Raw genomic sequence first — 25,694 nt, forward strand, 5'->3', positions numbered from 1 at the left:
TAAGATTACTACAAACTTCAAGAAATCTCATCTTTTTGTGATTAGAATCTCAACACAAAATGAATCAGGCGACAAGGATGACAAATTCGTTAATATATTAGCAAGTCGTAAAAAAGTTCGATAAATATTGCGGTTATTGGAACCACATCATATTGCTGACATCTAGTGCAAACCAAGAGTAAACCCCCAATAACGTTTGTGTTAGAATGACTTGTGTTTCCTTCCGGCTTGAGATAGAGGGTTCAGTGACAAATATAACTAAAGAAACCACATTAGTGTCAGCCAGCAAGCTGACCTGTATCCGCGAAGAACGCATCCTCTTTGATGAGTTAAGTTTTGATATAAATGCCGGTGACATTGTTCAGATTGAAGGCCCTAACGGCGCAGGCAAGACCAGTTTATTACGCATATTGGCGGGCCTTTCTCGCCCCTATGCCGGACAAACTTTTTACATTAATGAAGACATAAACCGTTGCCGCGATGAATACAATGAAGACCTCTTGTATTTAGGCCATTTAGCTGGCGTGAAATGCGAGCTGACTGCCGAAGAAAACCTTAATTTCAATTTAAGAATCAGTGGTTATGATGACTTTGATACGTCAGAGATTTTAGCCAAAGTCAATTTAACGGGCTTTGAAGAAGCTCTCGCGGGGCATTTATCCGCAGGCCAGCATCGCAGAACAGCGCTATCAAGATTGTGGCATAGCAACTGTAAAATTTGGATCCTTGACGAACCTTTTACTGCAATTGATAAAAAAGGCGTCGAAGAACTGGAGCAGTTATTTATTCAGCATGCGGATAATGGTGGTTGTGTGATCCTCACAACTCACCAAGATATGGGCATTATCACAGATGATAGGCTTCGTAAAATTCGTCTCGATTATCGCTTCATATAAGGTCAGGCTCAATGAAAAGAGGCATCAGTTTTACCCAAGCATTTTTCACCTTGCTGCAGCGAGATCTTAAAATTGCTATTCGCCACCGCGGCGACATTTTTAACCCACTGCTATTTTTTATTATGGTCGTTACCTTGTTTCCGCTGGGAATTGGACCAGAGCCGCAAATGTTAGCACGTGTGGCACCGGGGATAATTTGGGTAGCCGCATTATTAGCATCAATGTTGTCACTTGAAAGGCTTTTCAAAGCCGACTTTAGTGATGGTAGCTTAGAACAAATGCTATTAAGCCCACAGCCATTAGCCATTCTCGTATTAGCTAAAGTGTTAGCCCACTGGATTTTAACAGGTGTGCCACTGATTATTATCGCACCACTGTTAGCGGTATTACTCAATCTAGACGGCAACAGCTACGGTGCGTTAATTTCAACGCTTGCGCTAGGCACGCCAGTATTGTCGCTGTTAGGTGCTATTGGTGTGGCATTAACCGTCGGTCTAAGGAAAGGCGGCGTGTTACTCAGCTTACTTATTTTGCCCCTATATATCCCAGTACTCATTTTTGCAACGAGTGCCATAGACGCGGCAGGAATGAATTTACCCTATGATGGTCAGCTCGCTATAATAGGCGCTATGCTGGTCGGATCGTTAACCTTAGCACCTTTTGCAATTGGTGCATCTCTGCGAGTGAGTACTAACTAAAATGTGGAAATGGTTACACCCTTACGCGGATCCTGAACGCGCATATAAATTATCAGGAACTTTATTTCCATGGTTTGCGATCTTAGCCGGTCTATTGATTGCTGTTGGCACTACATGGGGACTCGTCTTCGCGCCGACGGATTACCAGCAGGGTGATAGCTACCGTATTATATTTATCCATGTTCCTGCAGCGTCTATGTCAATGGCGGCTTATATGGGTATGGCAACAGCAGCCTTTATCGGTCTAGTTTGGCAGATAAAACTTGCCGACTGGGCTGCGGCATCTATTGCTCCCATTGGTGCAGTGATCACCTTTATCGCACTCTTTACCGGGGCAGCATGGGGTAAACCTATGTGGGGTGCTTGGTGGGTATGGGATGCACGCTTAACTTCTGAGCTGGTATTACTATTCCTATATCTAGGTGTGATCTCGCTCTACGCCTCATTTGAGGATAAAGTGCTCGCAGCTCGTGCAGCAGGGATCTTAGCGATCGTCGGTGTGATCAATATTCCTATCATCAAATACTCAGTTGAATGGTGGAGCTCATTACATCAACCGTCGACAATACGCATTACCGAGAAATCGACAATGTCGACGGAAATGCTCTATCCACTATTAATTAACATACTGGGCTTCGGTCTTATGATTGGCGCCATCACTATTGTCCGTTTTAGAGCAGAAATTTTAGCAAGAAATGGCATGCGCCCTTGGGTCCGTGAACTAGCTAAAGCGGAGGAGGTCAAATGATGCAATTCGATTCAATCAGTGATTTTTTTAATATGGGCGGCTATGCATTCTATGTATGGCTATCCTATGGAGTGACCTTCTTCTGCCTCTCTACGCTCATCATTACCAGCGCACGCCAAAAGCGTAAGGTGTTAATTGATATCGCGAAGAAGATGGATAGAGAAGAACGCCTAAAAGAAACTAGGAGTACTAAATCGTGAACCCAAGACGCAAAAAAAGACTGACATTAGCTGTAGCATTAATCGGTGGCGTTGCTGCGATTACTTCGCTTTTGCTCTATGCGCTGAACTCCAACTTGAACTTATTCTATACTCCGTCTGAAATTGTCCACGGCAAGACAGACACTGGCGTAAAACCTGAAATTGGCCAACGTATTCGTGTCGGCGGAATGGTGACGGTAGGTTCTATGGTGCGAGATCCCAAAAGCTTGCATGTCGAATTTGCAGTGCATGACTCCCTCGGCGGCGAAGTACTGGTCACTTATGACGACCTATTGCCCGATCTTTTCCGTGAAGGACAAGGCATTGTTGCTCAGGGTGTACTGGGTGCTGATGGCAAACTAGAAGCAACTGAAGTACTGGCCAAGCATGATGAAAACTACATGCCACCAGAAGTCGCTGAAGCCATGGGCCAAAAGCACGAAAAGTTAGATTATAGCCAGCAAAAGGCACCTGATACTAAGTAGGTTATTGATGGATCAGCAATAGCGTACAAACTAAGCCTCCTAGCTTAATAACTAGTGAGGCTTTTTTATTATCTCAATATGCACAATTAAAGGTGGACTATACTCTAGGCAGCGCCAATACCTAAGATTGCATATGATTCAAATGAGACAACTAAACTCTAGTTTGCAACACATTCTAAGCTTCCTAATTATCTGCTTGATAGGCCTCTCTCAGGAAGCCAATGCTGCTAAAGTTGTTGTTATCGAAAGCTACCATCATAGCTATCAATGGGACCAAGAATACTATCAAGCGATTTATGACACGCTCAGCCCTCACCACGATGTTAGTTATTTCGAGATGGATACCAAACGCTTGCCCGAAGAGCAATTTACTGAACGAGCTGACTTAGCATGGAAATACATTCAACAACAAGCACCTCAATTGGTTATTCTCGCCGATGATAATGCGGTTAATCTCTTACACCAGCGCCTAAATGACAGCCTAATCCCAGTTGTCTATTTAGGGGTGAACATGAATCCTAGAGAATATCATCTCAATGAACACAAACGCTTCACAGGCGTCATTGAAAGACCACTACTACGACGTTCACTACTGCTCATTCAACGTTTACTACCACAGACTGTGCATAGAAAAATCTTAGTTCTATTCGACCAAGGAGTCACCTCTGACTCAGCGGCTGAATACATCAGTAAACAACACTCAAGCATGTTAGGCGATATCGAAGTTAATTTAGTGCAATTGTCACAGCTAAGGGATTGGCAGCGGAATGTATTGACCGCGAAGGAACAGGGTTATAACGCTATAGTCGTGGCGCTATACCACACAGTTAGAGACGCAGATAATCGCTCAGTAGATGCAGATCAGCTCCTAAAATGGATATCTGAACATACTCCGGTACCGAATTTTGGGTTTTGGGGATTTAGTGTCTCTGCTGAAGGTAATATTGGTGGCTATGTTCTCGATGGCTATCATCATGGCAAGATTGCAGCGAATATGGCGACAAAAATACTCGGCGGCGAGAAACCCGAAAATATTTTCCCAGTAACAGATGATCTTGGAAAATACATGTTTAGCCAGAAAGGCTTAGCTAAATGGAATATCGTCCTCCCAAAAGAAATCGAGAAAACCACACTTTGGGTAAAATAGTAAAAAAGGCATAAAAAAGCCGGGCTAATGCCCGGCTTTTTAAAAGTGTAACCTTAATTACTCAGCAGCTTCAACATCAACAGCTTGAGCAGCTTCTGGGCGACCAACTAGCTCGATGTAAGCCATAGGGGCTTTATCACCAGCACGTAAACCGCACTTAAGGATACGGGTATAGCCACCAGGACGTTCCTGGTAACGTGGACCCAACTCAGTAAATAACTTACCAACGACTTCAGCGTCGCGAGTACGTGCAAACGCTAAACGACGGTTTGCAACGCTGTCACTCTTAGCAAGTGTTATCAGAGGCTCAACTACGCGACGCAGTTCTTTCGCTTTAGCCACAGTTGTCTTGATGATCTCATGACGAACTAGTGAACCGGCCATGTTGCGAAACATGGCTTGGCGATGACTGCTGTTACGGTTTAGTTGACGACCACTCTTACGATGGCGCATGACCTAATCCTTATAACCTAAATCTGTACAAACCTGAGACTTATAGGTCGTCTGCTAAACTAGCTGGAGGCCAGTTTTCCAAACGCATACCTAACGACAGTCCGCGAGAAGCTAAAACATCCTTAATTTCAGTAAGAGATTTCTTACCTAAGTTCGGGGTTTTCAGCAACTCAACTTCAGTGCGCTGTACCAGATCTCCGATGTAATGAATCGCTTCGGCTTTCAAGCAGTTAGCCGAACGTACAGTTAGCTCTAAATCGTCGACAGGACGCAGCAGAATCGGATCGAATTCCGGTTTCTCTTCTTTCAGCTCTGGCTCAGTCACGTCACGTAACTCTACAAACGCATCTAGCTGTTCAGCCAGAATAGTTGCAGAACGACGGATAGCTTCCTCAGGATCGATAGTACCGTTTGTGGTCATATCGATAACGAGTTTATCTAAGTCAGTACGCTGTTCTACACGTGCTGCTTCTACATTGTAGGCAATACGTGCAACTGGCGAGAAAGAAGCATCAACCAGCAAGCGGCCGATTGGGCGATCATCGTCTTCGGTCTGTGCACGAGCAGATGCTGGTACATAACCACGACCACGCTCAACGCGAATACGCATGCTGATATCATTATTACCTGTCAGATGACAGATAATATGATCAGGATTCACGATAGTGACATCACCATCATGCGTGATATCTGCTGCGATGACAGGGCCTGCGCCGGACTTGCTCAACGTAAGCATAGCCTCGTCTTTACCCTCGATGGTCACTGCTAACCCTTTCAGGTTTAACAAGATCTCAAGGATATCTTCTTGAACGCCTTCCTTACTGCTGTATTCGTGCAGTACACCGTCAATCTCGACTTCGGTAACCGCGCAGCCGGGCATAGACGACAATAGGATGCGACGCAACGCGTTACCTAAAGTGTGGCCGAAACCACGCTCAAGTGGTTCCAATGTAACCTTGGCACGTGTTGAGTTAACCTGCTCGATATCAACGAGACGCGGTTTAAGAAATTCTGTAACAGAACCCTGCATTGTGTCCTCTCTTGTTTGTTAGCCTTACTTAGAGTAAAGCTCGACGATCAGCTGTTCGTTAATTTCCGCAGACAAATCGCTACGTTCTGGAACGCGCTTGAAAGCACCTTCCATTTTCGCGTTGTCGACTTCAACCCATGTAGGCTTCTCGCGTTGAGCTGCCACTTCTAAAGCCGCTTTAATACGAGCTTGAGTACGTGACTTCTCGCGGATGCTCACAACATCATTCGCAGACACTTTGAATGATGGAATGTTAACAACACGACCGTTAACCATAATAGATTTATGGCTTACTAGCTGACGTGATTCTGCACGAGTTGCACCGAAGCCCATACGATAAACAACGTTATCAAGACGGGTTTCTAAAAGCTGAAGCAGGTTTTCACCTGTGTTGCCTTTAGTACGTGCAGCATCTTTGTAATAGTTACGGAATTGTTTTTCTAACACACCGTAAATACGACGAACTTTTTGTTTTTCGCGTAACTGAGTACCGTACTCTGACAAACGTGGCTTACGAGCGCCATGTTGTCCAGGTGCAGTTTCCAGTTTACACTTTGAATCGATTGCTCTCACACCGCTTTTTAAGAAAAGGTCTGTACCTTCTCGGCGGCTGAGCTTGAGCTTGGGACCCAAGTATCTTGCCATGATCTTTCTCCAACTATCCTAATGAAACGGCGTTATACACGACGCTTTTTAGGAGGACGACAACCATTATGAGGGATCGGCGTCACATCGGTAATGTTGGTAATTTTATAACCAACAGCGTTCAGCGCACGAATGGCTGACTCACGACCTGGACCTGGACCCTTCACAAACACTTCAAGGTTTTTTAAACCGTAGTCTTGAGCAGCAGCACCTGCACGCTCAGCAGCCACCTGTGCAGCAAATGGAGTAGATTTACGTGAACCACGGAAACCTGAACCACCTGAAGTAGCCCATGACAACGCATTACCTTGACGATCTGTAATGGTGACAATAGTGTTGTTGAAAGAAGCATGGATATGAGCCATGCCATCTGCAACCTGTTTACGTACGCGCTTACGCGGAGAACGTGACGGAACTTTAGCCATTGCTTTACCTTCCCGTTACTTTCTAATAGGTTTACGTGGACCTTTACGCGTACGCGCATTGGTCTTAGTACGTTGCCCACGGAGAGGCAGGCTACGGCGATGGCGGAGACCACGATAACAACCAAGATCCATAAGACGCTTGATGTTCATTGAAATCTCACGACGTAAGTCACCTTCTACTAGGTATTTGGCGACTTCTTCGCGTAGTGTGTCTATTTGAGCTTCGCTCAATTCCTTGATCTTAGCAGTTTCAGCGATTGCTGTAGCCGCGCAGATTGCTCTAGCGCGAGTACGGCCGATGCCGAAAATTGCAGTCAATGCGATGACTGTATGCTTTTGATCAGGAATGTTAATGCCAGCGATACGGGCCACTATGCACTCCTTAAAGTTAAAGGCCAACTGCGAAAAGCCCGAAAGGATACTCGACAGTTGACAGATTTGCAAACAAAATTTTGTTCAGCCCAATTCATGGGCTGAACAAATTACTTTTTAGCCTTGACGCTGTTTGTGTTTTGGTTCAACACAGATAACGCGTACAACGCCACTACGCTTGACGATCTTGCAGTTACGGCAGATCTTCTTCACGGAAGCTCGAACTTTCATTTCATCACTCCGTAAAGCTACTTAGCGACCAAAGCGATCTAAATTCGCTTTGTTAACTAGGTTAGCTTTCTTCATCACAGACTCATACTGATGAGACATCATATGCGTCTGAACCTGAGCCATGAAGTCCATGATTACGACTACCATAATTAGTAGTGAAGTACCGCCGAAATAAAACTGTACTTTCCACGCAATTAACATGAACTCCGGAATTAAGCAGATAAAGGTTATGTATAACGCGCCTGCCAATGTCAAACGGGTCATAACTTTATCAATGTAACGCGAAGTCTGTTCTCCAGGACGGATCCCAGGGATGAATGCACCACTCTTCTTCAAGTTATCTGCTGTTTCACGTGGGTTAAACACCAACGCAGTATAGAAGAAACAGAAAAAGATAATCGCTGTTGCATATAATAATGAGTAAAGCGGTTGGCCAGGTGACACAGCAAGTGAAAAATCACTTAACCATGACATGGACTCATTTTGACCGAACCACTGAGCCAGTGTTCCAGGAAACAAAATGATGCTTGACGCAAAAATTGGCGGAATAACACCTGCCATGTTTATTTTCAGCGGTAGATGGGTACTTTGCGCAGCGAACACCTTACGGCCTTGCTGACGCTTGGCATAGTTAACGACGATACGACGCTGACCACGTTCCACAAACACTACAAAATAAGTCACTGCAAACACAATTACCGCGAGCAACAACAATACTAACACATTCAAGTCACCTTGACGCGCCTGCTCAGCCGTTTGGCCGATAGCGGAAGGTAATCCAGCAACAATACCTGCGAAAATCAAAATCGAGATACCATTACCTATACCACGTTCGGTAATTTGCTCACCTAGCCACATAAGGAACATAGTTCCTGTTACTAAGCTCACAACCGCAACAAAGTAGAATCCAAATCCAATGTTGACCACAAGGCCTGGCACTAAATTTGGTAACCCGGTTGCAATACCGACCGACTGGAATGTACCCAGCACTAAGGTACCCCATCTGGTATATTGACTGATTTTCTTACGTCCTGATTCGCCTTCCTTTTTCAATTCAGCGAGTGCAGGATGTACGACAGTCAACAGTTGCATGATAATCGATGCCGAAATGTACGGCATAATACCTAATGCAAAGATAGAGGCACGCTCAAGGGCACCACCCGAGAACATGTTAAACATGCCAAGGATGGTTCCACTTTGCTGAGCAAACAGCTCTGCTAATACAGCTGCGTCAATACCAGGAATTGGCACAAACGAACCGGCTCTAAAGACGATAATCGCACCAATCACGAACAGGAGGCGAGCTTTCAATTCTGAAAGTCCACCTTTCGCGCTTTTTAAATCAAGTCCTGGTTTTGCCATCGACGTATTATTCCTCGATCTTACCGCCGGCAGCTTCAATAGCTGCACGTGCACCTTTGGTTACCTTCAGACCTTTAACAGTCACAGGGCGCTCAATGGTACCTGAAAGAACAATTTTCGCAAACTGGATGTTGCGAGTTATTACGTTCGCATCTTTCAGAGCGTTTAAGTCGATAACATCACCGTTAACTTTTGCCAGTTCGAGTACACGAACTTCAGCTGTTACCATAGCGCGACGCGAGGTAAAACCAAATTTAGGTAAACGGATTTTCAGTGGCATTTGACCACCTTCGAATCCTGGGCGTACACCGCCACCAGAGCGAGACTTTTGGCCTTTATGACCACGACCCGCTGTTTTACCTAGACCTGAGCCCATACCACGGCCTACACGCTTTGGTGCATGCTTAGAGCCTGCAGCTGGAGATAGAGTATTTAAACGCATCTATTAATCCTCCACCTTAACCATGTAGTAGACCTTGTTGATCATACCGCGAACAGAAGGAGTATCTTCTAATTCAACAGTATGACCAATGCGACGCAAACCAAGACCCGTTAGGGTTGCACGGTGCTTCGGTAAACGACCGATACCGCTTTTAGTTTGAGTAACTTTTACAGTTTTAGTTGCCATGGTGCATTACCCCCGAATTTCGTCAACATTCAGGCCACGCTTAGCTGCGATTTGCGAAGGTGACTTCATGTGCACCAAAGCATCGACAGTCGCGCGAACGATGTTGATCGGGTTAGTAGAACCGTATGCTTTTGACAGAACGTTATGCACGCCTGCTACTTCCAATACGGCACGCATTGCGCCACCGGCAATAATACCAGTACCTTGTGATGCAGGTTGCATGTACACAAGAGAACCAGTATGACGACCTTTAACTGGGTGATGCAGAGTACCTGCATTCAACTCAACGGTCACAATGTTACGACGAGCTTTTTCCATCGCTTTTTGAATCGCGGCTGGAACTTCACGTGCTTTGCCATAGCCATAGCCAATCTTACCGTTACCGTCACCCACTACTGTCAGTGCTGTGAAGCTAAAGATACGACCGCCCTTAACTACTTTAGAAACACGATTAACTGCAATTAATTTCTCTTGCAGATCGTCTTTTTGCTGAGCTTCTAATTTAGCCATTTTATAACCCCTTAGAACTTCAGGCCAGCTTCACGAGCTGCATCTGCTAAAGCAGCTACACGACCGTGATACTTGAAACCAGAACGATCGAACGCAACTGAAGTTACGCCTTTTTCGATCGCGCGCTCAGCAACAAATTTACCTACTGCTTTCGCTGCGTCTACGTTACCGGTACTCTTCAGTAGCTCTTTAACCGCTTTTTCTACGGTTGAAGCAGCTGCCAACACCTGAGCTTCAGGATTGATCACCTGAGCATAAATGTGACGCGGTGTACGATGTACAACCAGACGGTTCACGCCCAGCTCTTGGATCTTCTTACGAGCGCGAGTAGCGCGACGTAAGCGAGATGTTTTCTTATCCATATCGCGTTACCTACTTCTTCTTAGCCTCTTTACGGCGTACTACTTCGTCGTCATAGCGAACACCTTTGCCTTTGTATGGCTCTGGTGGACGGTATCCGCGAATCTCAGCAGCGACTTGGCCAATTAACTGTTTATCAACGCCACGTAGGACGATGTCAGTTTGGCTAGGGCACTCTGCAGTAACGCCTGCGGGCAGTTTGTGTACTAACGGATGAGAGAAACCTAAAGTAAGGTCGATATCAGCACCGACGAGTTTCGCACGGTAACCAACGCCAACTAACTTTAACTTACGCTCAAAACCTTGAGATACACCAACAACCATGTTGTTTACTAATGCACGAGTTGTACCAGCCTGTGCCCAAGCGTTAACAACGCCTTCAACAGGGAGGAACTTAACTACGCCGGCTTCAATAACAACATTGACCGCATTGTTGATCACTCGAGTCAGACTACCTTTTCCGCCTTTGACGGTAAGGGTCTGTTCGTTCAAGGTCACCTCTACGCCAGCTGGAATAGATACTGGTGCTTTTGCTACACGAGACATTCCTAGCTCCTTAAGCTACGTAGCAGATAACCTCGCCACCCATGCCTGCAAGGCGGGCGGCACGATCAGTCATCAAGCCTTTAGAAGTGGACACAATTGCGACACCCAGACCGCCCATCACCTTTGGTAGTTCGTTTTTACCTTTGTAAATACGAAGACCAGGGCGACTTACACGCTGGATAGTCTCAACGACTGGTTGGCCTTGGAAATACTTTAAAGTAACTTCCAGTTCAGGCTTGGCTTCATCTGCTACGGCGTAATCAGCAATATAACCTTCATCTTTAAGTAGTTTCGCAATTGCGACTTTCAACTTAGCTGAAGGCATCTTCACTGATACGTGGTTAGCAGCTTGGCCGTTACGAATACGGGTTAACATATCCGCAATAGGATCTTGCATGCTCATATTAGCTTACTCCGTGACAAGTGCTTACCAGCTGGCCTTACGCAGGCCAGGAACTTCACCACGCATGGTTGCTTCACGTAATTTGATACGGCTTAAGCCGAATTTACGTAAGAAGCCATGAGGGCGACCAGTTTGATTACAACGATTGCGTTGACGCGCAGCGCTGGAATCACGTGGTAGAGCTTGCAGCTTAAGAACCGCATCCCAACGATCTTCGTCAGAAGAAGCTGGACTTGCAATGATAGTCTTAAGAGCCGCACGCTTTTCAGCGTACTTGGCCACGAGCTGTGCACGTTTAGCTTCACGTGCTTTCATTGATGTTTTTGCCATTACGCTACCCTTATTTCTTGAATGGGAAGTTAAAAGCGTCTAACAAAGCACGACCTTCTTCATCATTCTTCGCAGTAGTAGTGATAACAATATCCATACCACGAATCTTATCGATTTTATCGTAATCGATTTCTGGGAAGATGATCTGCTCACGCACGCCCATTGCGTAGTTACCACGGCCGTCAAACGCTTTAGCGCTTAAGCCACGGAAGTCACGAATACGTGGGATTGCGATATCGACTAAACGCTCTAAGAATTCCCACATACGCTCACCGCGTAGGGTCACTTTACAGCCAATAGGGTAGCCTTCACGGATTTTAAAACCAGCAACTGACTTACGAGCTACAGTCACAACTGGCTTTTGACCAGCGATTGCAGTCATATCACGGACAGCATGGTCCATGATTTTCTTGTCTGCAACAGCTTCGCCAACACCCATGTTCAGGGTGATTTTCTCAATCCGAGGGACTTGCATGACACTGGTATAACCGAACTTTTTAGCAAGTTCAGCGACAACAGTCTCTTGGTATTTATCATGCAGTTTCGCCATCGTTTACTCCAATTACTTAACGAGTTCACTGTTCGATTTGAAGAAACGAACTTTTTTGCCGTCTTCAAAGCGGAAACCAACGCGATCAGCTTTGCCAGTGGCAGAGTTGAAAATCGCTACATTTGATGCTTGTATCGGTGCTTCTTTCTCAACAATACCGCCAGCTACGCCCAATTGTGGGTTTGGCTTTTGGTGTTTTTTGACAAGATTGATGCCTTCAACAATCAATTTACCAGTAGGAAGGACTTGAGAAACTTTTGCACGTTTACCCTTGTCTTTACCTGCTAATACAATCACTTCGTCTTCACGACGTATTTTAGCTGCCATTTTGAAGCTCCTTACAGTACTTCTGGTGCCAGCGAGACAATTTTCATAAATTGCTCATTACGCAATTCACGTGTCACTGGTCCAAAGATACGAGTACCAATCGGCTGCAGGTTGTTGTTCAAAAGAACAGCTGCATTCCGATCGAAGCGAATGACAGAACCGTCTGGACGACGTACGCCTTTCTTAGTACGGACTACCACCGCGTTATACACATCGCCTTTCTTCGCTTTAGCGCGAGGAATCGCTTCTTTAACAGAAACTTTGATGATGTCGCCGATACCGGCATAACGACGATGAGAGCCACCCAAGACCTTAATACACTGAACTCTGCGTGCGCCGCTGTTACAAGCAACGTCAAGAGTCGATTGCATTTGGATCATTTTAAGTGCTCCGCTATCGTTACTACACAATTCCCACTATGGGACAATAAAAACACTCATTTTTGCTATTAATTTAGTCAAAAATGGCGCGCAAATATAACACCATAAAAGTGGAATGTATAGTATTAAAAAACAAACGGCCCCACATTCTGGGGCCGTTTACCTAAATACCTAATTAACTTAGGCCTTTGATACTACTTCAACCAGGGTCCAAGACTTAGTCTTAGACAAAGGACGACATTCGCGAATCGCTACTAAATCGCCTTCATTGCACTGATTCGTTTCGTCATGTGCATGGATCTTTGTCGTACGCTTAATGTATTTCCCATAAATTGGGTGTTTCACTTGGCGTTCGATAGCAACAGTAATGGACTTGTCCATTTTGTTGCTAGTTACACGACCCTGCAAAGTACGGATTTTATCAGACATTATGCACCCGCCTTAGAAGTAATAATGGTCTTAACGCGCGCAATGTTACGGCGCACCAATTTCAGTTGATTAGTCTGAGTCAACTGACCAGTGGCGTGTTGCATACGCAGGTTGAACTGCTCACGCAGCAGACCAAGTAGTTCAGCGTTCAGTTCTTCAACGCTCTTTTCTCTCAGTTCGCTCGCTTTCATTACATCACCGTCTTAGTTACGAAGGTAGTCTTAATTGGAAGCTTGGCAGCAGCCAAAGCAAACGCTTCACGAGCGATTACTTCAGAAACACCATTCATCTCATAAAGAACCTTACCAGGTTGAATCTGACATACCCAGTATTCAACGTTACCTTTACCTTTACCCATACGCACTTCAAGAGGCTTAGAGGTAATCGGCTTGTCCGGGAAAACTCGAATCCAAATTTGTCCCTGACGCTTAATGTGACGTGTCATGGCACGACGTGCAGATTCGATCTGACGTGCAGTTAAACGGCCACGGCCGACTGCTTTCAGACCAAAAGTACCAAAGCTAACTTCGGTACCGTTCGCTAGACCGCGGTTGCGGCCTTTGAACATCTTGCGAAACTTCATACGTTTAGGTTGCAGCATTGCCGGCTCTCCTATTTACCACGAGGCTTGCGCTTAGGTTGCTGCTGCTTCGGCTCTTCAATCTGTGGCAGCATTCCGTCTAGAACTTCACCTTTGAAGATCCAAACTTTAACGCCAATCACACCGTATTGGGTGTGACTTTCAGATGTAGAATAGTCGATATCAGCACGCAAAGTATGTAAAGGTACACGACCTTCACGATACCACTCATCGCGCGCAATCTCAGCTCCGCCTAAACGGCCACTAACTTGTACTTTGATACCTTGAGCACCAATACGCATTGCGTTTTGAACTGCGCGCTTCATAGCACGACGGAACATTACGCGACGCTCTAATTGCTGTGCAATAGAGTCAGCAACTAACTTGGCATCTAGCTCAGGTTTACGGATCTCAGCGATGTTAATTTGAGCAGGAGTGCCAGCAAGTTTTGACACTGCAGCACGCAATACTTCAACGTCTTCACCTTTCTTACCGATCACAACACCTGGACGGGCAGTGTGAATGGTAACGCGGATGCTTTTCGCTGGACGCTCGATAACAATCTTAGATACTGAAGCAGCTTGTAATTTCTCTACAAGAAACTTACGCACTTCCCAGTCGCTGTTCAGGTTACTTGCGTAATCTGATTTATCTGCGTACCAGGTAGAGATCCAAGGCTTGGTGATACCCAGACGGATACCATTAGGATGTACTTTCTGTCCCATTGCTCTCTCCTAGCGATCTGATACAACCACAGTAATGTGGCTGGTACGCTTCATGATACGATCAGCGCGGCCTTTAGCACGTGGCATGATACGCTTCATAGTTGGGCCTTCATCTACGAAGACGGCTCCGACTTTAAGCTCATCAATATCCGCGCCTTCGTTGTGTTCGGCGTTTGCGATAGCTGAGTCAAGTACTTTTTTAACCAGTACGGCGGCTTTCTTGGGGCTGAAAGTCAAAATTTCGAGGGCCTTAGCAACAGGCAATCCACGAATTTGATCAGCAACCAGACGGGCCTTCTGCGCAGACGTACGGGCAAAACGATGTTTAGCTAAAACTTCCATCTTATTCCTCCCGTATTAACGCTTCTTCGCTTTCTTATCTGCAGCATGGCCGCGATAAGTGCGAGTTGGTGAAAATTCACCAAGTTTGTGGCCGATCATTTCGTCAGTTACGAACACAGGAACGTGCTGACGACCATTATGGACAGCGATGGTCAAACCAATCATATTTGGAATGATCATAGAGCGACGTGACCAAGTCTTAATAGGCTTTTTGTCACCGGCTTCCATCGCTTTCTCTACCTTCTTCAGCAAGTGCAGGTCAATGAAGGGACCTTTCTTGAGAGAACGTGGCATGGCGAATCCTCTTACTATTTATTACGACGACGTACGATGTACTTGTCAGTGCGCTTGTTACTACGAGTTTTATAACCCTTAGTTGGCACACCCCATGGAGTCACTGGGTGACGACCACCAGAAGTACGGCCTTCACCACCACCGTGTGGATGGTCTACTGGGTTCATTGCAACACCACGCACTGTAGGACGTATGCCTCTCCAGCGCTTAGCACCTGCTTTACCTAACTGGCGTAGCATGTGTTCGGCATTACCAACTTCACCAAATGTCGCGCGGCAATCAACTGGCACTTTACGCATTTCGCCAGAGCGAAGACGTAGAGTGGCATATGCGCCATCACGAGCAACAACTTGTACATAAGCACCTGCAGAACGAGCGATCTGAGCACCTTTACCAGGCTTCATTTCAACTGCGTGAACTACAGAACCTACTGGGATGTTGCGCAGTGGCATAGCGTTACCGGTTTTGATCTCGGCAGCAACACCAGACTGGATCTTATCGCCAGCTTGCATGCCTTTGGCAGCAAGAATATAACGACGCTCACCATCCGCATACAATACTAACGCGATGTTAGCAGTACGGTTTGGATCGTATTCCAGACGCTCAATCTTTGCAGGGATACCATCTTTATCGCGTTTGAAATCGATTAGACGATAATGCTGCTTATGACCACCACCTACGTGACGGACAGTGATACGGCCAGTATTGTTACGGCCACCACTTTTAGATTTTTTCGCCAACAAGCCAGCAAAAGGTTTACCCTTGTGCAGGTCAGTGTTCACCACTTTAACTACGTGGCGACGACCTGGAGAGGTTGGCTTACACTTAATAACTGCCATGATAATTCTCCTTTGCTTACTCAGCGCCGCCGACGAAATCGATGTCAGCACCAGCAGCTAGAGTCACATAGGCTTTTTTCCAATCGCTACGACGACCAGTACGGCCACCAGTGCGTTTAGTTTTGCCTTTGCTCACTAAAGTGCGAACTGAATCAACTTCAACTTCAAATAGCTTAGCAACAGCAGCTTTAATTTCAGCTTTAGTTGCATCGATAGCTACGCGGAAAACAACAGTGTTGTGCTTCTCAGCGTTCACAGTGCTCTTTTCAGAGATATGTGGAGCGAGAATAACTTTTAGCAAACGTTCTTCGCGGATCATCATGCTAGCATCTCCTCGATTTGCTTCACTGCGTCAGCAGTCACAAGCACAGTGTTGAAGGCGATCAGACTCACTGGGTCTAGACCCGCTACATCACGAACGTCAACCTTGTACAGGTTACGAGCTGCTAAGAATAAGTTCTCATCAACTTCTGCAGTCACAATCAGAACGTCTTCAAGGTTCATTGCTTTCAATTTAGCTTTCAGCTCTTTAGTTTTAGGAGCTTCAACACCGAAAGATTCAACAATAACCAAACGCTCTTGACGTACCAATTCAGACAGAATGCTTCTCAGCGCGCCGCGGTACATCTTTTTGTTAACTTTTTGGCTGTGATCTTGGGTTTTAGCAGCGAATGTTACGCCACCGCCACGCCAGATTGGGCCTTTAACAGAACCAGCACGAGCACGGCCAGTTCCTTTTTGGCGCCAAGGCTTTTTGCCTGAGCCAGTTACTTCCGCACGAGTCTTTTGAGCACGAGTGCCCTGACGCGCGTTTGCAGCGTATGCTACAACTACCTGATGAACCAGTGCCTCGTTAAAGTCACGGCCGAAGGTAGTTTCGGAAACTTCAAGAGCGCTTTGCGCGTCTTTCAATACCAATTCCATTACTATCTCCTCAGACCTTAAGCTTTAACGGCAGGCTTGATAATCAAGTCGCCATTGGTAGCGCCAGGAACAGCGCCACGGACTAGTAGCAGGTTACGCTCAACATCTACACGAACAACAACTAGATTTTGAGTAGTAACACGCTCGGCACCCATATGGCCTGACATTTTTTTGCCTTTGAATACGCGACCAGGCGTTTGGTTCTGACCGATAGAACCATTCGAGCGGTGCGACAAAGAGTTACCGTGAGTCATATCTTGAGTACGGAAGTTCCAACGCTTAACGCCGCCTTGGAAGCCTTTACCTTTTGATTGACCAGTAACATCAACTTTCGCTACGTCTGCGAAAATATCAACATTTAGCTCAGCACCAACTTCAATGCCCTCGCCTTCACCGTCTACCAAACGCATTTCCCACAAACCACGACCGGCTTCAACGCCGCTCTTGGCAAAGTGACCTGCTTCTGGTTTAGTGATGCGATTGGCTTTTTTGGTGCCAGTTGTAACTTGAAGTGCACGGTAGCCGTCAGTTTCTAAAGTTTTCACTTGAGTAACACGGTTGCCTGCAACTTCAATTACAGTAACTGGTATTGAAACACCATCTTCAGTGAAGATGCGAGTCATACCAACTTTACGACCAATAAGACCGATAGCCATCTCTCAAACCTCTTCTTACTAGGATCTCAATTAACCCAAGCTAATCTGTACGTCGACACCAGCCGCAAGATCTAAACGCATTAACGCGTCAACAGTCTTTTCAGTTGGCTCTACGATGTCAACCAGGCGCTTGTGTGTACGTAATTCGTACTGGTCACGAGCATCTTTATTAACGTGCGGAGAGATCAAAATGGTATAACGCTCTTTGCGAGTAGGTAGTGGAATTGGACCACGAACCTGCGCGCCTGTACGCTTAGCAGTTTCAACGATTTCCGCTGTAGACTGATCAATTAAGCGATGATCAAATCCCTTTAAGCGGATACGGATTCTTTGGTTCTGCATTGACCAGAGCTCCTAAAATGGACATATAAAAAATCACCCTCTAGCTTCTTCAATATAGAAAAGCAGAGCGAGATGATTTAACCGTTCGACTCCCAATCGGAGCCGCTATGATAATGATTAACTTCAGCGACTAATCATTTAATTCGTCAACCTAAGTCGACGAGGGGGCCATTATACCTATCTAAATCCGGATATCAAGCCCGCTGTGTAAATAGTCATCAAATAACTATTTAACTTCAGAGTGGCGAGCATTTTACACAAATTTGTGAATAAAACCAGCCCTCAAATAAAAAAGGAAGCCGAAGCTTCCTTTTCAAACTAATTTCTATCGCAATTAAGCGATGATTTTAGCTACTACACCAGCACCAACTGTACGACCACCTTCACGGATTGCGAAGCGTAAACCTTCGTCCATCGCGATTGGGCAAATCAGAGTCACTACCATTTTGATGTTGTCGCCAGGCATTACCATCTCTACGCCTTCTGGCAGTTCGATAGTACCGGTTACGTCAGTTGTACGGAAGTAGAACTGTGGACGGTAGCCTTTGAAGAATGGAGTGTGACGTCCGCCTTCTTCTTTTGACAGAACGTAAACTTCTGATTCAAAAGTCGTGTGTGGGTTGATTGAACCTGGTTTAGCCAATACTTGACCACGTTCTACGTCATCACGCTTAGTACCACGTAATAACACACCACAGTTCTCGCCTGCACGACCTTCGTCAAGCAGTTTACGGAACATTTCTACACCAGTACACGTTGTTTTAGTCGTTGTGCGAACACCAACGATTTCAACCTCGTCACCCACTTTAACAATACCACGCTCAACACGACCAGTAACTACTGTACCACGGCCTGAAATTGAGAATACGTCTTCGATTGGCAGTAGGAACGGCTTATCGATGTCACGTTGTGGTTCTGGAATGTAAGAATCCAGTGCTGCGGCTAATTCAAGGATCTTAGCTTCCCACTCTGGTTGACCTTCTAGGGCCTTCAGAGCTGAACCTTGGATTACTGGTAAATCATCACCTGGGAAATCGTATTCTGACAGAAGTTCACGCACTTCCATTTCAACCAATTCCAGTAACTCTTCGTCATCTACCATGTCACATTTGTTCATGAACACGATGATGAAAGGTACGCCAACCTGACGAGAAAGCAGGATGTGCTCACGAGTCTGTGGCATTGGACCGTCTGTAGAGGCAACTACTAGAATCGCGCCGTCCATCTGTGCAGCACCAGTGATCATGTTTTTAACATAGTCAGCGTGGCCTGGGCAGTCTACGTGTGCGTAGTGACGTGAAGGCGTGTCATATTCGATGTGAGAGGTATTGATCGTAATACCGCGCTCACGCTCTTCTGGAGCGTTATCGATTTGAGAGAAGTCTTTAGCTTCGCCACCGTAGGTCTTAGCCAGTACGTGAGAGATAGCTGCAGTCAGTGTGGTTTTACCATGGTCAACGTGACCAATGGTGCCCACGTTTACATGGGGCTTAATACGTTCAAATTTAGCTTTAGCCATGGTAATGCCTCAGTCCAAGATTCTTGGTGATGAAAACTAACATATAGAAAAAATCCGATGCATTAAAATGACATCGAACCGATTATGTTTAGGCGTAGGAGCTAAATTTAGAGAGGCTGGTGCTGATAGGCAGATTCGAACTGCCGACCTCACCCTTACCAAGGGTGTGCTCTACCAACTGAGCCATATCAGCAACTAATTTGGAGCGGACAGCGGGAATCGAACCCGCGTTATCAGCTTGGAAGGCTGGAGTAATACCATTATACGATGTCCGCGCAACCTAACTAAGGCTACCTAACTACCTAGAAAAAAGTGGTGGAGGGAGAAGGATTCGAACCTTCGAAGGCTGAGCCGTCAGATTTACAGTCTGATCCCTTTGGCCACTCGGGAACCCCTCCACAGAAAATGGTGCCGGCACCAAGAGTCGAACTCGGGACCTACTGATTACAAGTCAGTTGCTCTACCAACTGAGCTATGCCGGCATTATCATTTCGGAACGGGATATTAGGTAAATGCGCTCCCAAGTGCAAGTAAAAAACGCCTATTAACGTAAAAAAAGCGCTTGAACGGTGTTTTTTTACACGTTATGCAACTTTGACGGCCAATTAAACAGCGAATACATCAAACGGTAACGGAAACACGACTGCAATCACCCATTTAGTATTGTTCCAAATAATCTCATAGTGTACTGTGCCTTTCCTAAGCTGAGGAAAGCCAATGACTTCTAAAAATTCAATTCAAAAAGCACTCTATCTCGCCTTCGAGCGCCTGCAATGGTCTGAGTTACGAGATTCAGTGCCGTTGACACTGAGTGAGCAAGACTTGGAGAACCTTAGAGGCATAAATGAAAAGATTTCCTTATCGGAAGTGACCGATATTTATCTTCCCCTTAGCCGGCTACTGAATTTGATCGTTAAAGCTAAGCAACAACGAGGCTTAGTGGTTGATGAATTCCTCGGTCAAAAACCATCAAAAAGTCCTTACATCATTAGTATTGCTGGTAGTGTCGCCGTCGGAAAGAGCACCACAGCACGTATTTTGCAAGCTTTACTACGGCACTGGCCTGAACACCCAAAAGTTGATTTGGTGACAACAGATGGTTTTTTGTATCCTCTGGCGGACTTAAAACGTAAAGGACTATTACAGCGTAAGGGATTTCCAGAAAGTTACGATATGAAAATGCTGGTTGAGTTTATCTCCGCCGTGAAATCCGGTCAGCCACATGTCAAAGCCCCTATCTATTCACACGTCACCTATGACCGCGTTAAGAATCAGCACCAAACGGTTTCTCAACCAGACATCTTAATTTTAGAAGGCTTAAATGTACTACAAACAGGACTCGACTCCCCCGTTGATACCCGTCGTCCTTTTGTCTCCGATTTTGTCGACTTTTCTATTTATGTCGATGCAGAAGAACCTTTGCTAAAACAATGGTATAAAGAACGATTTTTGCAGTTCCGCTCTGGTGCATTCAGTGACAAAAAATCTTATTTTCATCACTATTCGACGCTAACCGATGATGAGGCCAATACGATTGCCGCCAATATTTGGGACACAATCAATGGTCCAAACCTACAACTTAACATTCAACCGACCCGTGAAAGAGCCCATTTGATCCTGCAGAAAGGTCAGGATCATTTAATGTCCCACGTGCTAATGCGCAAATAGCCTTATGTAAAATTGACTCTTGGGTACTTAGCGTGCCCTTAAGCTAATTTCACCGCCGATAAATGCTTGAACACCGTCGGCGGTTTCGAGCAATACTGCACCTTGCTCATCAACGCCACGACAAATTCCTTCGACAGACTTTTCCCCCATAAGCAAACGTATTTCACGGCCATAAAATAAGTCCGCAGCTTGCCAACGAGTCTTGAATGCAGCTAATCCTTCACGCTCAAATAGCTGAATATCACGCTTAAGCTGCTTCTGTAATGCAATAACAAGCGCCGTCTTGTCAGGCATGTCGACCAACTCTGACAAATCACTCCAAGGCTGATCGATACCTTTACCTTGTTCCTCTGACATAGTCATATTGACACCAACACCTATGATAAGCTGGCACAGGCTATCAGCCTGACCCGACATCTCAATCAAGATCCCGGCAAGCTTCTTGTTATCCAAATAGATGTCATTGGGCCACTTAACACCAATATTCTCGACGCCAAAAGATTTAAGCACTTCAACCAATGTACAGGCCACCGCTAAACTTAATCCCATTGCCTGCGCCATTCCCTGCGGGAAAGTCCAAAACAGCGAGAAATATAAGTGATGCCCATAGGGCGACACCCAAGTTCGGCCTCGACGACCACGACCTGCGGATTGATACTCTGCCACACACACATCACCATTCTTCAATTCAGTAATATGGTCCAGCAAAAAACCGTTGGTGCTTGCTATCTCATCAAAGTAAAAGCAACGATTATCAATTGATTGCACTAAACGTGAAGCATCAATCAAAGAAATAGGATTCGCTAACTTATAGCCGCGACCTTTGACGCTATAAATTGCCACACCATAGGTTTCTAGCGCATCGATGTGCTTATTCACTGCGGCACGCGAAATCCCAAGTTCAGTGGCTAACTGCTCGCCTGAAACAAATTGCCCGCTAGATAATAAAGCTAATATCTGGCGTTTTCTTCCCCAATGATCAGACATGCAAATCTCCTTCACCGTTAGCCCCGATGATTCTAGGCTCGGCTTCTAGCACAACACCAAATTTATCCTGTACTTGCGCAATAACATACAGCGCTAGGCGGCAAATATCATGCCCCGTTGCTCCGCCTCGATTCACTAACACTAAGGCTTGCTTGTCATGCACTGCCACATTGCCGAGCACAAAACCTTTCAGTCCCGCTTGTTCAATCAACCAGCCTGCAGCCAATTTCACTGTTGCATCCGCTTGTGCGTAGCCCACTATCGTCGGAAAACGCTGTGCTAAATCGAGATAACAGGCTGCGCTTACAATGGGGTTTTTAAAGAAACTGCCTGCATTGCCGAGCACTGCGGGATCAGGAAGCTTTTCACTTCGTACTTGGCATACGCGCTCAAAAATCTCATGCGCTGTAACGGTTGCAGGATCAAACGATTGCAATGGACCATAGACTAAACGCGGTTGCCAACGTTTAGCTAAGCGCAGCCCAACAGCTGTGACTACAGCGAGATTGCGCAATTTGTCTTTGAAAATAGACTCACGGTAAGCAAATTGACACTCAGCTGTGCTGATGCGCACAAACTCACCTGAGGGTAAATCAAGATACTCAACCCAATCACACACATCACATAGTTCAACACCATAAGCGCCAATATTCTGAATAGGTGCTGCACCAACCGTCCCAGGAATTAATGCCATATTCTCCAGCCCAAACATGCCATGCTCGAGCGTAAACTGAATTAACTCGTGCCAATTCTCACCCGCCTCAACATCGAGATAAAACGCTTCTGTGTCTTCAGATACTTTTATCCCTTTCGATAAAATCCTGACAACTGTGCCGTTAAAGTCCTCCGTAAAGACCAGATTGCTACCACCACCAAGCACCAACATAGGCAATTGCTGTTGCCATAGTGGCAGACAGATCGCCTTAACAGCTTCTTTTGAGTGCGCCTCAACAAGTTCCGCGCAAGACTGGGCTAAACCAAAGGAATTAAATGATTGAAGGCTATGAGATAGAGACATGTGTTTGTTCAATGACGACAAAAACGTATTGTAACTGCTAAAAGCGAGGATTGCAGCTCATGCTAGAGAAGATGGCTGGATGAAGAACTGAGAGAAAAGCAGGAAAATCACTCCAATTAACAAATTGCGAATGCAAAAAAGCCAGCTTGTTTAGCTGGCTTCGTTACATCTCAATGAGATAATTAGGCGCTTGGCGATGACCTACTCTCACATGGGGAGACCCCACACTACCATCGGCGCGTTTGCGTTTCACTTCTGAGTTCGGGATGGGATCAGGTGGTTCCACAAGGCTATTGTCACCAAGCAAATTCTGTTTATTACCGTGTCCATCTCTGGCTCACGTTAATAATAATTCGGAAAGCTGATTTTCTGTTGAGTCTTTAACTTTATCAAGTATCTGTATTCTGTCTAAGGCTTTTCGTACGACCTCCATGGAAGGAGGAAGTGCTAGAAAATGTCTGGAACATTTTCAGTAAAACCCATCTGGGTTGTATGGTTAAGCCTCTCGAGTCATTAGTACATGTTAGCTCAACGCCTCACAACGCTTACACACCATGCCTATCAACGTCCTAGTCTCGAACGGCTCTTTAGAGGAATTAAATTCCTAGGGATGACTCATCTTAGGGCTCGCTTCCCGCTTAGATGCTTTCAGCGGTTATCGATTCCGAACGTAGCTACCGGGCAATGCCATTGGCATGACAACCCGAACACCAGCGGTTCGTCCACTCCGGTCCTCTCGTACTAGGAGCAGCTCCCTTCAATCATCCAACGCCCACGGCAGATAGGGACCGAACTGTCTCACGACGTTCTGAACCCAGCTCGCGTACCACTTTAAATGGCGAACAGCCATACCCTTGGGACCGACTTCAGCCCCAGGATGTGATGAGCCGACATCGAGGTGCCAAACACCGCCGTCGATATGAACTCTTGGGCGGTATCAGCCTGTTATCCCCGGAGTACCTTTTATCCGTTGAGCGATGGCCCTTCCATTCAGAACCACCGGATCACTATGACCTACTTTCGTACCTGCTCGACGTGTATGTCTCGCAGTTAAGCTGGCTTATGCCATTGCACTAACCGTACGATGTCCGACCGTACTTAGCCAACCTTCGTGCTCCTCCGTTACTCTTTGGGAGGAGACCGCCCCAGTCAAACTACCCACCAGGCACTGTCCCTAATCCCGATAAGGGACCTAGGTTAGAACATCAAAACTACAAGGGTGGTATTTCAAGGACGACTCCATCATGACTAGCGTCACAACTTCAAAGTCTCCCACCTATCCTACACATGTAGGTTCAATGTTCAGTGCCAAGCTATAGTAAAGGTTCACGGGGTCTTTCCGTCTAGCCGCGGGTATACGGCATCTTCACCGCAATTTCAACTTCACTGAGTCTCGGCTGGAGACAGCGTGGCCATCATTACGCCATTCGTGCAGGTCGGAACTTACCCGACAAGGAATTTCGCTACCTTAGGACCGTTATAGTTACGGCCGCCGTTTACCGGGGCTTCGATCATGAGCTTCTCTTGCGATAACCCAATCAATTAACCTTCCGGCACCGGGCAGGCGTCACACCGTATACTTCCTCTTGCGAGTTTGCACAGTGCTGTGTTTTTGATAAACAGTTGCAGCCACCTGGTATCTGCGACTCCCGTCAGCTTAGAGAGCAAGTCTCATCACCAACAGGAGCGTACCTTCTCCCGAAGTTACGGTACCATTTTGCCTAGTTCCTTCAGCCGAGTTCTCTCAAGCGCCTTGGTATTCTCTACCCGACCACCTGTGTCGGTTTGGGGTACGATTCCCGCTAACCTGAAGCTTAGAAGATTTTCCTGGAAGCATGGCATCAACTACTTCAGTCCCGTAGGACCTCGTCATCAGCTCTCAGTGTGTACATTAAAGTACGTGTCCCCGGATTTGCCTAAGAACACCACCTACCACCTTAAACGCGGACTACCAACGCCGCGCTAGCCTAGCCTTCTCCGTCTCTCCATCGCAGTNTATATAAAGTGGTTGCGGGAGCCGGATTTGAACCGACGACCTTCGGGTTATGAGCCCGACGAGCTACCATGCTGCTCCATCCCGCGTCCGATTGTTGCTGTTAATAACTATTTTAATTCTGTCATCTAAGAATTGGTTGCTGGAGTCGTATTTTAACTGACTACCTTCGCCTGTTGTTTATAAGGAGTTAGCCCGATAAGCTGTTTCTCGTTATAAACACATATAGAAAGTGGTTGCGGGAGCCGGATTTGAACCGACGACCTTCGGGTTATGAGCCCGACGAGCTACCATGCTGCTCCATCCCGCGTCCGATATCTATCTGTATTACTTTACTATTTTGCTTTTAAATGGTTGCGGGAGCAGGATTTGAACCTACGACCTTCGGGTTATGAGCCCGACGAGCTACCATGCTGCTCCATCCCGCGTCCGTCTTCAAAGCGGGGCAGACTATAACGGCAGCGCCTTGGCATTGCAAGGACGAAGATCGAAAAAGGTGGTGAACGCTTAAATATAAAGCGGAGTGGGGGGCTTTCATACAATTTAAACATAAGTTAGGGATTTTTCGTTGATTATCTTAAGTCGAGGATGAGACTAAATGGGGTTTCGACTAATAACTGTTTATCTTTTATGTATTCGAGCAGGTATAATG

General features: G+C 46.1%; 38 protein-coding genes, 6 tRNA genes, 1 rRNA gene and 2 other annotated features. Of the genes, 7 read left to right on the forward strand and 38 right to left on the reverse strand.

Annotated elements, in window-relative coordinates:
* Window positions 1-245 precede the first annotated feature (245 nt).
* The 6 genes from ccmA (at window position 246) to HUB64_RS15895 (ending at window position 4,174) form a co-directional block, all read left to right on the forward strand.
* Window positions 246-896, forward strand: coding sequence for a cytochrome c biogenesis heme-transporting ATPase CcmA (gene ccmA, locus HUB64_RS15870; RefSeq protein ID WP_131525727.1), 651 nt, complete (start codon window positions 246-248; stop codon window positions 894-896).
* An 11-nt stretch (window positions 897-907) separates the two neighbouring features.
* Window positions 908-1,594 carry a heme exporter protein CcmB gene (gene ccmB / locus HUB64_RS15875; protein ID WP_006079706.1) on the forward strand — a complete coding sequence of 229 codons (687 nt, stop codon included), beginning with the start codon at window positions 908-910 and terminating at the stop codon, window positions 1,592-1,594.
* Between the two features lies 1 nt (window position 1,595).
* Window positions 1,596-2,342, forward strand: a complete 747-nt coding sequence (locus HUB64_RS15880; protein WP_105251039.1) for a heme ABC transporter permease — start codon at window positions 1,596-1,598, stop codon at window positions 2,340-2,342.
* Complete coding sequence (gene ccmD, locus HUB64_RS15885; protein WP_105253042.1) at window positions 2,342-2,542, forward strand: heme exporter protein CcmD; 201 nt, start codon at window positions 2,342-2,344, stop codon at window positions 2,540-2,542. Before HUB64_RS15880 ends, ccmD begins: the two co-directional genes overlap by 1 nt.
* Window positions 2,539-3,027 (forward strand): cytochrome c maturation protein CcmE, encoded by a 489-nt coding sequence (gene ccmE / locus HUB64_RS15890; protein WP_105251038.1) that lies wholly within the window; start codon window positions 2,539-2,541, stop codon window positions 3,025-3,027. The genes ccmD and ccmE overlap by 4 nt, the downstream gene beginning before the upstream one ends.
* A gap of 142 nt (window positions 3,028-3,169) precedes the next feature.
* Window positions 3,170-4,174 (forward strand): ABC transporter substrate-binding protein, encoded by a 1,005-nt coding sequence (locus HUB64_RS15895; protein WP_254306291.1) that lies wholly within the window; start codon window positions 3,170-3,172, stop codon window positions 4,172-4,174.
* A gap of 57 nt (window positions 4,175-4,231) precedes the next feature.
* Here HUB64_RS15895 and rplQ read toward each other — a convergent pair whose 3' ends face one another.
* The 33 genes from rplQ to HUB64_RS16060 form a co-directional block, all read right to left on the reverse strand.
* Window positions 4,232-4,627, reverse strand: coding sequence for a 50S ribosomal protein L17 (gene rplQ / locus HUB64_RS15900; protein WP_006083573.1), 396 nt, complete (start codon window positions 4,625-4,627; stop codon window positions 4,232-4,234).
* A gap of 40 nt (window positions 4,628-4,667) precedes the next feature.
* The gene (gene rpoA, locus HUB64_RS15905; protein WP_006083574.1) at window positions 4,668-5,657 is read right to left on the reverse strand and encodes a DNA-directed RNA polymerase subunit alpha; all 990 of its coding nucleotides are present in this window, start codon (window positions 5,655-5,657) and stop codon (window positions 4,668-4,670) included.
* A 24-nt stretch (window positions 5,658-5,681) separates the two neighbouring features.
* Entirely contained in the window at window positions 5,682-6,302 is a 621-nt protein-coding gene (gene rpsD, locus HUB64_RS15910; protein ID WP_006083575.1) for a 30S ribosomal protein S4, read from the reverse strand.
* A 32-nt stretch (window positions 6,303-6,334) separates the two neighbouring features.
* Window positions 6,335-6,727, reverse strand: a complete 393-nt coding sequence (gene rpsK / locus HUB64_RS15915; protein WP_006083577.1) for a 30S ribosomal protein S11 — start codon at window positions 6,725-6,727, stop codon at window positions 6,335-6,337.
* 15 nt (window positions 6,728-6,742) lie between these two features.
* Window positions 6,743-7,099 (reverse strand): 30S ribosomal protein S13, encoded by a 357-nt coding sequence (gene rpsM, locus HUB64_RS15920; RefSeq protein ID WP_011787581.1) that lies wholly within the window; start codon window positions 7,097-7,099, stop codon window positions 6,743-6,745.
* 117 nt (window positions 7,100-7,216) lie between these two features.
* A complete protein-coding gene (gene rpmJ, locus HUB64_RS15925; protein ID WP_006083579.1) occupies window positions 7,217-7,330 on the reverse strand; it encodes a 50S ribosomal protein L36 in 114 nt (37 codons plus the stop codon).
* Window positions 7,331-7,351: 21 nt separating this feature from the next.
* Window positions 7,352-8,692 carry a preprotein translocase subunit SecY gene (secY, locus tag HUB64_RS15930; RefSeq protein ID WP_007644459.1) on the reverse strand — a complete coding sequence of 447 codons (1,341 nt, stop codon included), beginning with the start codon at window positions 8,690-8,692 and terminating at the stop codon, window positions 7,352-7,354.
* A gap of 7 nt (window positions 8,693-8,699) precedes the next feature.
* The gene (gene rplO, locus HUB64_RS15935; RefSeq protein WP_006083581.1) at window positions 8,700-9,134 is read right to left on the reverse strand and encodes a 50S ribosomal protein L15; all 435 of its coding nucleotides are present in this window, start codon (window positions 9,132-9,134) and stop codon (window positions 8,700-8,702) included.
* Between the two features lie 3 nt (window positions 9,135-9,137).
* The gene (rpmD, locus tag HUB64_RS15940) at window positions 9,138-9,320 is read right to left on the reverse strand and encodes a 50S ribosomal protein L30 (protein ID WP_006083582.1); all 183 of its coding nucleotides are present in this window, start codon (window positions 9,318-9,320) and stop codon (window positions 9,138-9,140) included.
* A gap of 6 nt (window positions 9,321-9,326) precedes the next feature.
* On the reverse strand, window positions 9,327-9,830 hold the full coding sequence (gene rpsE, locus HUB64_RS15945; protein WP_006083583.1) for a 30S ribosomal protein S5: 504 nt from the start codon (window positions 9,828-9,830) through the stop codon (window positions 9,327-9,329).
* Window positions 9,831-9,841: 11 nt separating this feature from the next.
* Entirely contained in the window at window positions 9,842-10,192 is a 351-nt protein-coding gene (gene rplR, locus HUB64_RS15950; RefSeq protein WP_006083584.1) for a 50S ribosomal protein L18, read from the reverse strand.
* A 10-nt stretch (window positions 10,193-10,202) separates the two neighbouring features.
* On the reverse strand, window positions 10,203-10,736 hold the full coding sequence (gene rplF, locus HUB64_RS15955; RefSeq protein ID WP_105251036.1) for a 50S ribosomal protein L6: 534 nt from the start codon (window positions 10,734-10,736) through the stop codon (window positions 10,203-10,205).
* A gap of 10 nt (window positions 10,737-10,746) precedes the next feature.
* Complete coding sequence (rpsH, locus tag HUB64_RS15960) at window positions 10,747-11,139, reverse strand: 30S ribosomal protein S8 (RefSeq protein WP_006083586.1); 393 nt, start codon at window positions 11,137-11,139, stop codon at window positions 10,747-10,749.
* A gap of 24 nt (window positions 11,140-11,163) precedes the next feature.
* The gene (gene rpsN, locus HUB64_RS15965; RefSeq protein ID WP_006083587.1) at window positions 11,164-11,469 is read right to left on the reverse strand and encodes a 30S ribosomal protein S14; all 306 of its coding nucleotides are present in this window, start codon (window positions 11,467-11,469) and stop codon (window positions 11,164-11,166) included.
* A 10-nt stretch (window positions 11,470-11,479) separates the two neighbouring features.
* Window positions 11,480-12,019, reverse strand: a complete 540-nt coding sequence (gene rplE, locus HUB64_RS15970) for a 50S ribosomal protein L5 (protein ID WP_006083588.1) — start codon at window positions 12,017-12,019, stop codon at window positions 11,480-11,482.
* A 12-nt stretch (window positions 12,020-12,031) separates the two neighbouring features.
* Window positions 12,032-12,346: a 50S ribosomal protein L24 gene (gene rplX, locus HUB64_RS15975; RefSeq protein WP_006083589.1), complete on the reverse strand. Its 315-nt coding sequence runs from the start codon at window positions 12,344-12,346 to the stop codon at window positions 12,032-12,034.
* Window positions 12,347-12,357: 11 nt separating this feature from the next.
* Window positions 12,358-12,726 carry a 50S ribosomal protein L14 gene (gene rplN, locus HUB64_RS15980; protein WP_006083590.1) on the reverse strand — a complete coding sequence of 123 codons (369 nt, stop codon included), beginning with the start codon at window positions 12,724-12,726 and terminating at the stop codon, window positions 12,358-12,360.
* Between the two features lie 180 nt (window positions 12,727-12,906).
* Window positions 12,907-13,155 (reverse strand): 30S ribosomal protein S17, encoded by a 249-nt coding sequence (gene rpsQ / locus HUB64_RS15985; protein WP_006083591.1) that lies wholly within the window; start codon window positions 13,153-13,155, stop codon window positions 12,907-12,909.
* The gene (gene rpmC / locus HUB64_RS15990; RefSeq protein ID WP_006083592.1) at window positions 13,155-13,346 is read right to left on the reverse strand and encodes a 50S ribosomal protein L29; all 192 of its coding nucleotides are present in this window, start codon (window positions 13,344-13,346) and stop codon (window positions 13,155-13,157) included. The genes rpsQ and rpmC overlap by 1 nt, the downstream gene beginning before the upstream one ends.
* Entirely contained in the window at window positions 13,346-13,756 is a 411-nt protein-coding gene (rplP, locus tag HUB64_RS15995; protein WP_006083593.1) for a 50S ribosomal protein L16, read from the reverse strand. The genes rpmC and rplP overlap by 1 nt, the downstream gene beginning before the upstream one ends.
* Window positions 13,757-13,767: 11 nt before the next feature.
* Window positions 13,768-14,460, reverse strand: a complete 693-nt coding sequence (gene rpsC / locus HUB64_RS16000; RefSeq protein ID WP_006083594.1) for a 30S ribosomal protein S3 — start codon at window positions 14,458-14,460, stop codon at window positions 13,768-13,770.
* 9 nt (window positions 14,461-14,469) lie between these two features.
* Window positions 14,470-14,802, reverse strand: coding sequence for a 50S ribosomal protein L22 (rplV, locus tag HUB64_RS16005; protein ID WP_006083595.1), 333 nt, complete (start codon window positions 14,800-14,802; stop codon window positions 14,470-14,472).
* 15 nt (window positions 14,803-14,817) lie between these two features.
* Window positions 14,818-15,096, reverse strand: a complete 279-nt coding sequence (gene rpsS, locus HUB64_RS16010; protein WP_006083596.1) for a 30S ribosomal protein S19 — start codon at window positions 15,094-15,096, stop codon at window positions 14,818-14,820.
* A gap of 14 nt (window positions 15,097-15,110) precedes the next feature.
* Entirely contained in the window at window positions 15,111-15,935 is an 825-nt protein-coding gene (gene rplB, locus HUB64_RS16015; protein ID WP_006083597.1) for a 50S ribosomal protein L2, read from the reverse strand.
* A gap of 16 nt (window positions 15,936-15,951) precedes the next feature.
* Window positions 15,952-16,254 (reverse strand): 50S ribosomal protein L23, encoded by a 303-nt coding sequence (gene rplW / locus HUB64_RS16020; protein ID WP_025008843.1) that lies wholly within the window; start codon window positions 16,252-16,254, stop codon window positions 15,952-15,954.
* Window positions 16,254-16,859 (reverse strand): 50S ribosomal protein L4, encoded by a 606-nt coding sequence (gene rplD / locus HUB64_RS16025; RefSeq protein ID WP_113941598.1) that lies wholly within the window; start codon window positions 16,857-16,859, stop codon window positions 16,254-16,256. Before rplD ends, rplW begins: the two co-directional genes overlap by 1 nt.
* A gap of 17 nt (window positions 16,860-16,876) precedes the next feature.
* The gene (gene rplC, locus HUB64_RS16030) at window positions 16,877-17,515 is read right to left on the reverse strand and encodes a 50S ribosomal protein L3 (protein WP_006083600.1); all 639 of its coding nucleotides are present in this window, start codon (window positions 17,513-17,515) and stop codon (window positions 16,877-16,879) included.
* Window positions 17,516-17,545: 30 nt separating this feature from the next.
* Window positions 17,546-17,857 carry a 30S ribosomal protein S10 gene (gene rpsJ, locus HUB64_RS16035; protein WP_006083601.1) on the reverse strand — a complete coding sequence of 104 codons (312 nt, stop codon included), beginning with the start codon at window positions 17,855-17,857 and terminating at the stop codon, window positions 17,546-17,548.
* 334 nt (window positions 17,858-18,191) lie between these two features.
* The gene (gene tuf / locus HUB64_RS16040) at window positions 18,192-19,376 is read right to left on the reverse strand and encodes an elongation factor Tu (protein ID WP_105251028.1); all 1,185 of its coding nucleotides are present in this window, start codon (window positions 19,374-19,376) and stop codon (window positions 18,192-18,194) included.
* 117 nt (window positions 19,377-19,493) lie between these two features.
* Window positions 19,494-19,569: transfer RNA gene (locus HUB64_RS16045), tRNA-Thr, on the reverse strand.
* An 8-nt stretch (window positions 19,570-19,577) separates the two neighbouring features.
* Window positions 19,578-19,651: transfer RNA gene (locus tag HUB64_RS16050), tRNA-Gly, on the reverse strand.
* A gap of 38 nt (window positions 19,652-19,689) precedes the next feature.
* Window positions 19,690-19,774 (reverse strand) — tRNA-Tyr (locus HUB64_RS16055).
* Window positions 19,775-19,782: 8 nt separating this feature from the next.
* Window positions 19,783-19,858: transfer RNA gene (locus HUB64_RS16060), tRNA-Thr, on the reverse strand.
* A 235-nt stretch (window positions 19,859-20,093) separates the two neighbouring features.
* On the opposite strand from HUB64_RS16060, the gene coaA reads away from it, so the two are divergent.
* Window positions 20,094-21,044 (forward strand): type I pantothenate kinase, encoded by a 951-nt coding sequence (coaA, locus tag HUB64_RS16065; protein ID WP_105251027.1) that lies wholly within the window; start codon window positions 20,094-20,096, stop codon window positions 21,042-21,044.
* A 27-nt stretch (window positions 21,045-21,071) separates the two neighbouring features.
* Here coaA and birA read toward each other — a convergent pair whose 3' ends face one another.
* From birA to HUB64_RS16090, 5 genes are all read right to left on the reverse strand, one after another.
* A complete protein-coding gene (gene birA / locus HUB64_RS16070; RefSeq protein ID WP_173497381.1) occupies window positions 21,072-22,031 on the reverse strand; it encodes a bifunctional biotin--[acetyl-CoA-carboxylase] ligase/biotin operon repressor BirA in 960 nt (319 codons plus the stop codon).
* Window positions 22,024-23,049 carry a UDP-N-acetylmuramate dehydrogenase gene (gene murB / locus HUB64_RS16075; RefSeq protein WP_173497382.1) on the reverse strand — a complete coding sequence of 342 codons (1,026 nt, stop codon included), beginning with the start codon at window positions 23,047-23,049 and terminating at the stop codon, window positions 22,024-22,026. The genes birA and murB overlap by 8 nt, the downstream gene beginning before the upstream one ends.
* A 188-nt stretch (window positions 23,050-23,237) precedes the next feature.
* A 5S ribosomal RNA gene (gene rrf / locus HUB64_RS16080) occupies window positions 23,238-23,353 on the reverse strand.
* Between the two features lie 201 nt (window positions 23,354-23,554).
* Window positions 23,555-24,427 (reverse strand) — a sequence feature (23S ribosomal RNA rRNA prediction is too short).
* A gap of 3 nt (window positions 24,428-24,430) precedes the next feature.
* Window positions 24,431-25,163 (reverse strand) — a sequence feature (23S ribosomal RNA rRNA prediction is too short).
* A 112-nt stretch (window positions 25,164-25,275) separates the two neighbouring features.
* A tRNA-Met gene (locus HUB64_RS16085) sits at window positions 25,276-25,352 on the reverse strand.
* A 41-nt stretch (window positions 25,353-25,393) separates the two neighbouring features.
* A tRNA-Met gene (locus tag HUB64_RS16090) sits at window positions 25,394-25,470 on the reverse strand.
* Window positions 25,471-25,694 lie beyond the last annotated feature (224 nt).

The sequence above is a fragment of the Shewanella sp. ISTPL2 genome, assembly GCF_013283205.1.
GTDB classification, from domain to species: domain Bacteria; phylum Pseudomonadota; class Gammaproteobacteria; order Enterobacterales; family Shewanellaceae; genus Shewanella; species Shewanella oncorhynchi.

Coding starts and splice junctions, on each gene's coding strand:
- tuf (WP_105251028.1), bottom strand. CDS start 19,376: ATGGCTAAAGCTAAATTTGAACGTATTAAGCCCCATGTAAACGTGGGC.
- rpsE (WP_006083583.1), bottom strand. CDS start 9,830: ATGGCTAAATTAGAAGCTCAGCAAAAAGACGATCTGCAAGAGAAATTA.
- rpsS (WP_006083596.1), bottom strand. CDS start 15,096: ATGCCACGTTCTCTCAAGAAAGGTCCCTTCATTGACCTGCACTTGCTG.
- rplD (WP_113941598.1), bottom strand. CDS start 16,859: ATGGAATTGGTATTGAAAGACGCGCAAAGCGCTCTTGAAGTTTCCGAA.
- rplV (WP_006083595.1), bottom strand. CDS start 14,802: ATGGAAGTTTTAGCTAAACATCGTTTTGCCCGTACGTCTGCGCAGAAG.
- rplF (WP_105251036.1), bottom strand. CDS start 10,736: ATGTCTCGTGTAGCAAAAGCACCAGTATCTATTCCAGCTGGCGTAGAG.
- HUB64_RS15895 (WP_254306291.1), top strand. CDS start 3,170: ATGAGACAACTAAACTCTAGTTTGCAACACATTCTAAGCTTCCTAATT.
- rplP (WP_006083593.1), bottom strand. CDS start 13,756: ATGCTGCAACCTAAACGTATGAAGTTTCGCAAGATGTTCAAAGGCCGC.
- rplQ (WP_006083573.1), bottom strand. CDS start 4,627: ATGCGCCATCGTAAGAGTGGTCGTCAACTAAACCGTAACAGCAGTCAT.
- rpsD (WP_006083575.1), bottom strand. CDS start 6,302: ATGGCAAGATACTTGGGTCCCAAGCTCAAGCTCAGCCGCCGAGAAGGT.
- rplO (WP_006083581.1), bottom strand. CDS start 9,134: ATGCGTTTAAATACTCTATCTCCAGCTGCAGGCTCTAAGCATGCACCA.
- rpsN (WP_006083587.1), bottom strand. CDS start 11,469: ATGGCAAAAACATCAATGAAAGCACGTGAAGCTAAACGTGCACAGCTC.
- rpsH (WP_006083586.1), bottom strand. CDS start 11,139: ATGAGCATGCAAGATCCTATTGCGGATATGTTAACCCGTATTCGTAAC.
- rpsQ (WP_006083591.1), bottom strand. CDS start 13,155: ATGTCTGATAAAATCCGTACTTTGCAGGGTCGTGTAACTAGCAACAAA.
- rpoA (WP_006083574.1), bottom strand. CDS start 5,657: ATGCAGGGTTCTGTTACAGAATTTCTTAAACCGCGTCTCGTTGATATC.
- rpsJ (WP_006083601.1), bottom strand. CDS start 17,857: ATGCAGAACCAAAGAATCCGTATCCGCTTAAAGGGATTTGATCATCGC.
- rplX (WP_006083589.1), bottom strand. CDS start 12,346: ATGGCAGCTAAAATACGTCGTGAAGACGAAGTGATTGTATTAGCAGGT.
- HUB64_RS15880 (WP_105251039.1), top strand. CDS start 1,596: ATGTGGAAATGGTTACACCCTTACGCGGATCCTGAACGCGCATATAAA.
- secY (WP_007644459.1), bottom strand. CDS start 8,692: ATGGCAAAACCAGGACTTGATTTAAAAAGCGCGAAAGGTGGACTTTCA.
- rplC (WP_006083600.1), bottom strand. CDS start 17,515: ATGGCTATCGGTCTTATTGGTCGTAAAGTTGGTATGACTCGCATCTTC.
- rpsC (WP_006083594.1), bottom strand. CDS start 14,460: ATGGGACAGAAAGTACATCCTAATGGTATCCGTCTGGGTATCACCAAG.
- rplE (WP_006083588.1), bottom strand. CDS start 12,019: ATGGCGAAACTGCATGATAAATACCAAGAGACTGTTGTCGCTGAACTT.
- rpmC (WP_006083592.1), bottom strand. CDS start 13,346: ATGAAAGCGAGCGAACTGAGAGAAAAGAGCGTTGAAGAACTGAACGCT.
- rplN (WP_006083590.1), bottom strand. CDS start 12,726: ATGATCCAAATGCAATCGACTCTTGACGTTGCTTGTAACAGCGGCGCA.
- rpsK (WP_006083577.1), bottom strand. CDS start 6,727: ATGGCTAAAGTTCCGTCACGTTCTCCGCGTAAGCGCGTACGTAAACAG.
- rplB (WP_006083597.1), bottom strand. CDS start 15,935: ATGGCAGTTATTAAGTGTAAGCCAACCTCTCCAGGTCGTCGCCACGTA.
- rpmJ (WP_006083579.1), bottom strand. CDS start 7,330: ATGAAAGTTCGAGCTTCCGTGAAGAAGATCTGCCGTAACTGCAAGATC.
- birA (WP_173497381.1), bottom strand. CDS start 22,031: ATGTCTGATCATTGGGGAAGAAAACGCCAGATATTAGCTTTATTATCT.
- ccmB (WP_006079706.1), top strand. CDS start 908: ATGAAAAGAGGCATCAGTTTTACCCAAGCATTTTTCACCTTGCTGCAG.
- ccmD (WP_105253042.1), top strand. CDS start 2,342: ATGCAATTCGATTCAATCAGTGATTTTTTTAATATGGGCGGCTATGCA.
- rpmD (WP_006083582.1), bottom strand. CDS start 9,320: ATGGCAACTAAAACTGTAAAAGTTACTCAAACTAAAAGCGGTATCGGT.
- coaA (WP_105251027.1), top strand. CDS start 20,094: ATGACTTCTAAAAATTCAATTCAAAAAGCACTCTATCTCGCCTTCGAG.
- rplW (WP_025008843.1), bottom strand. CDS start 16,254: ATGATCCGCGAAGAACGTTTGCTAAAAGTTATTCTCGCTCCACATATC.
- rplR (WP_006083584.1), bottom strand. CDS start 10,192: ATGGATAAGAAAACATCTCGCTTACGTCGCGCTACTCGCGCTCGTAAG.
- murB (WP_173497382.1), bottom strand. CDS start 23,049: ATGTCTCTATCTCATAGCCTTCAATCATTTAATTCCTTTGGTTTAGCC.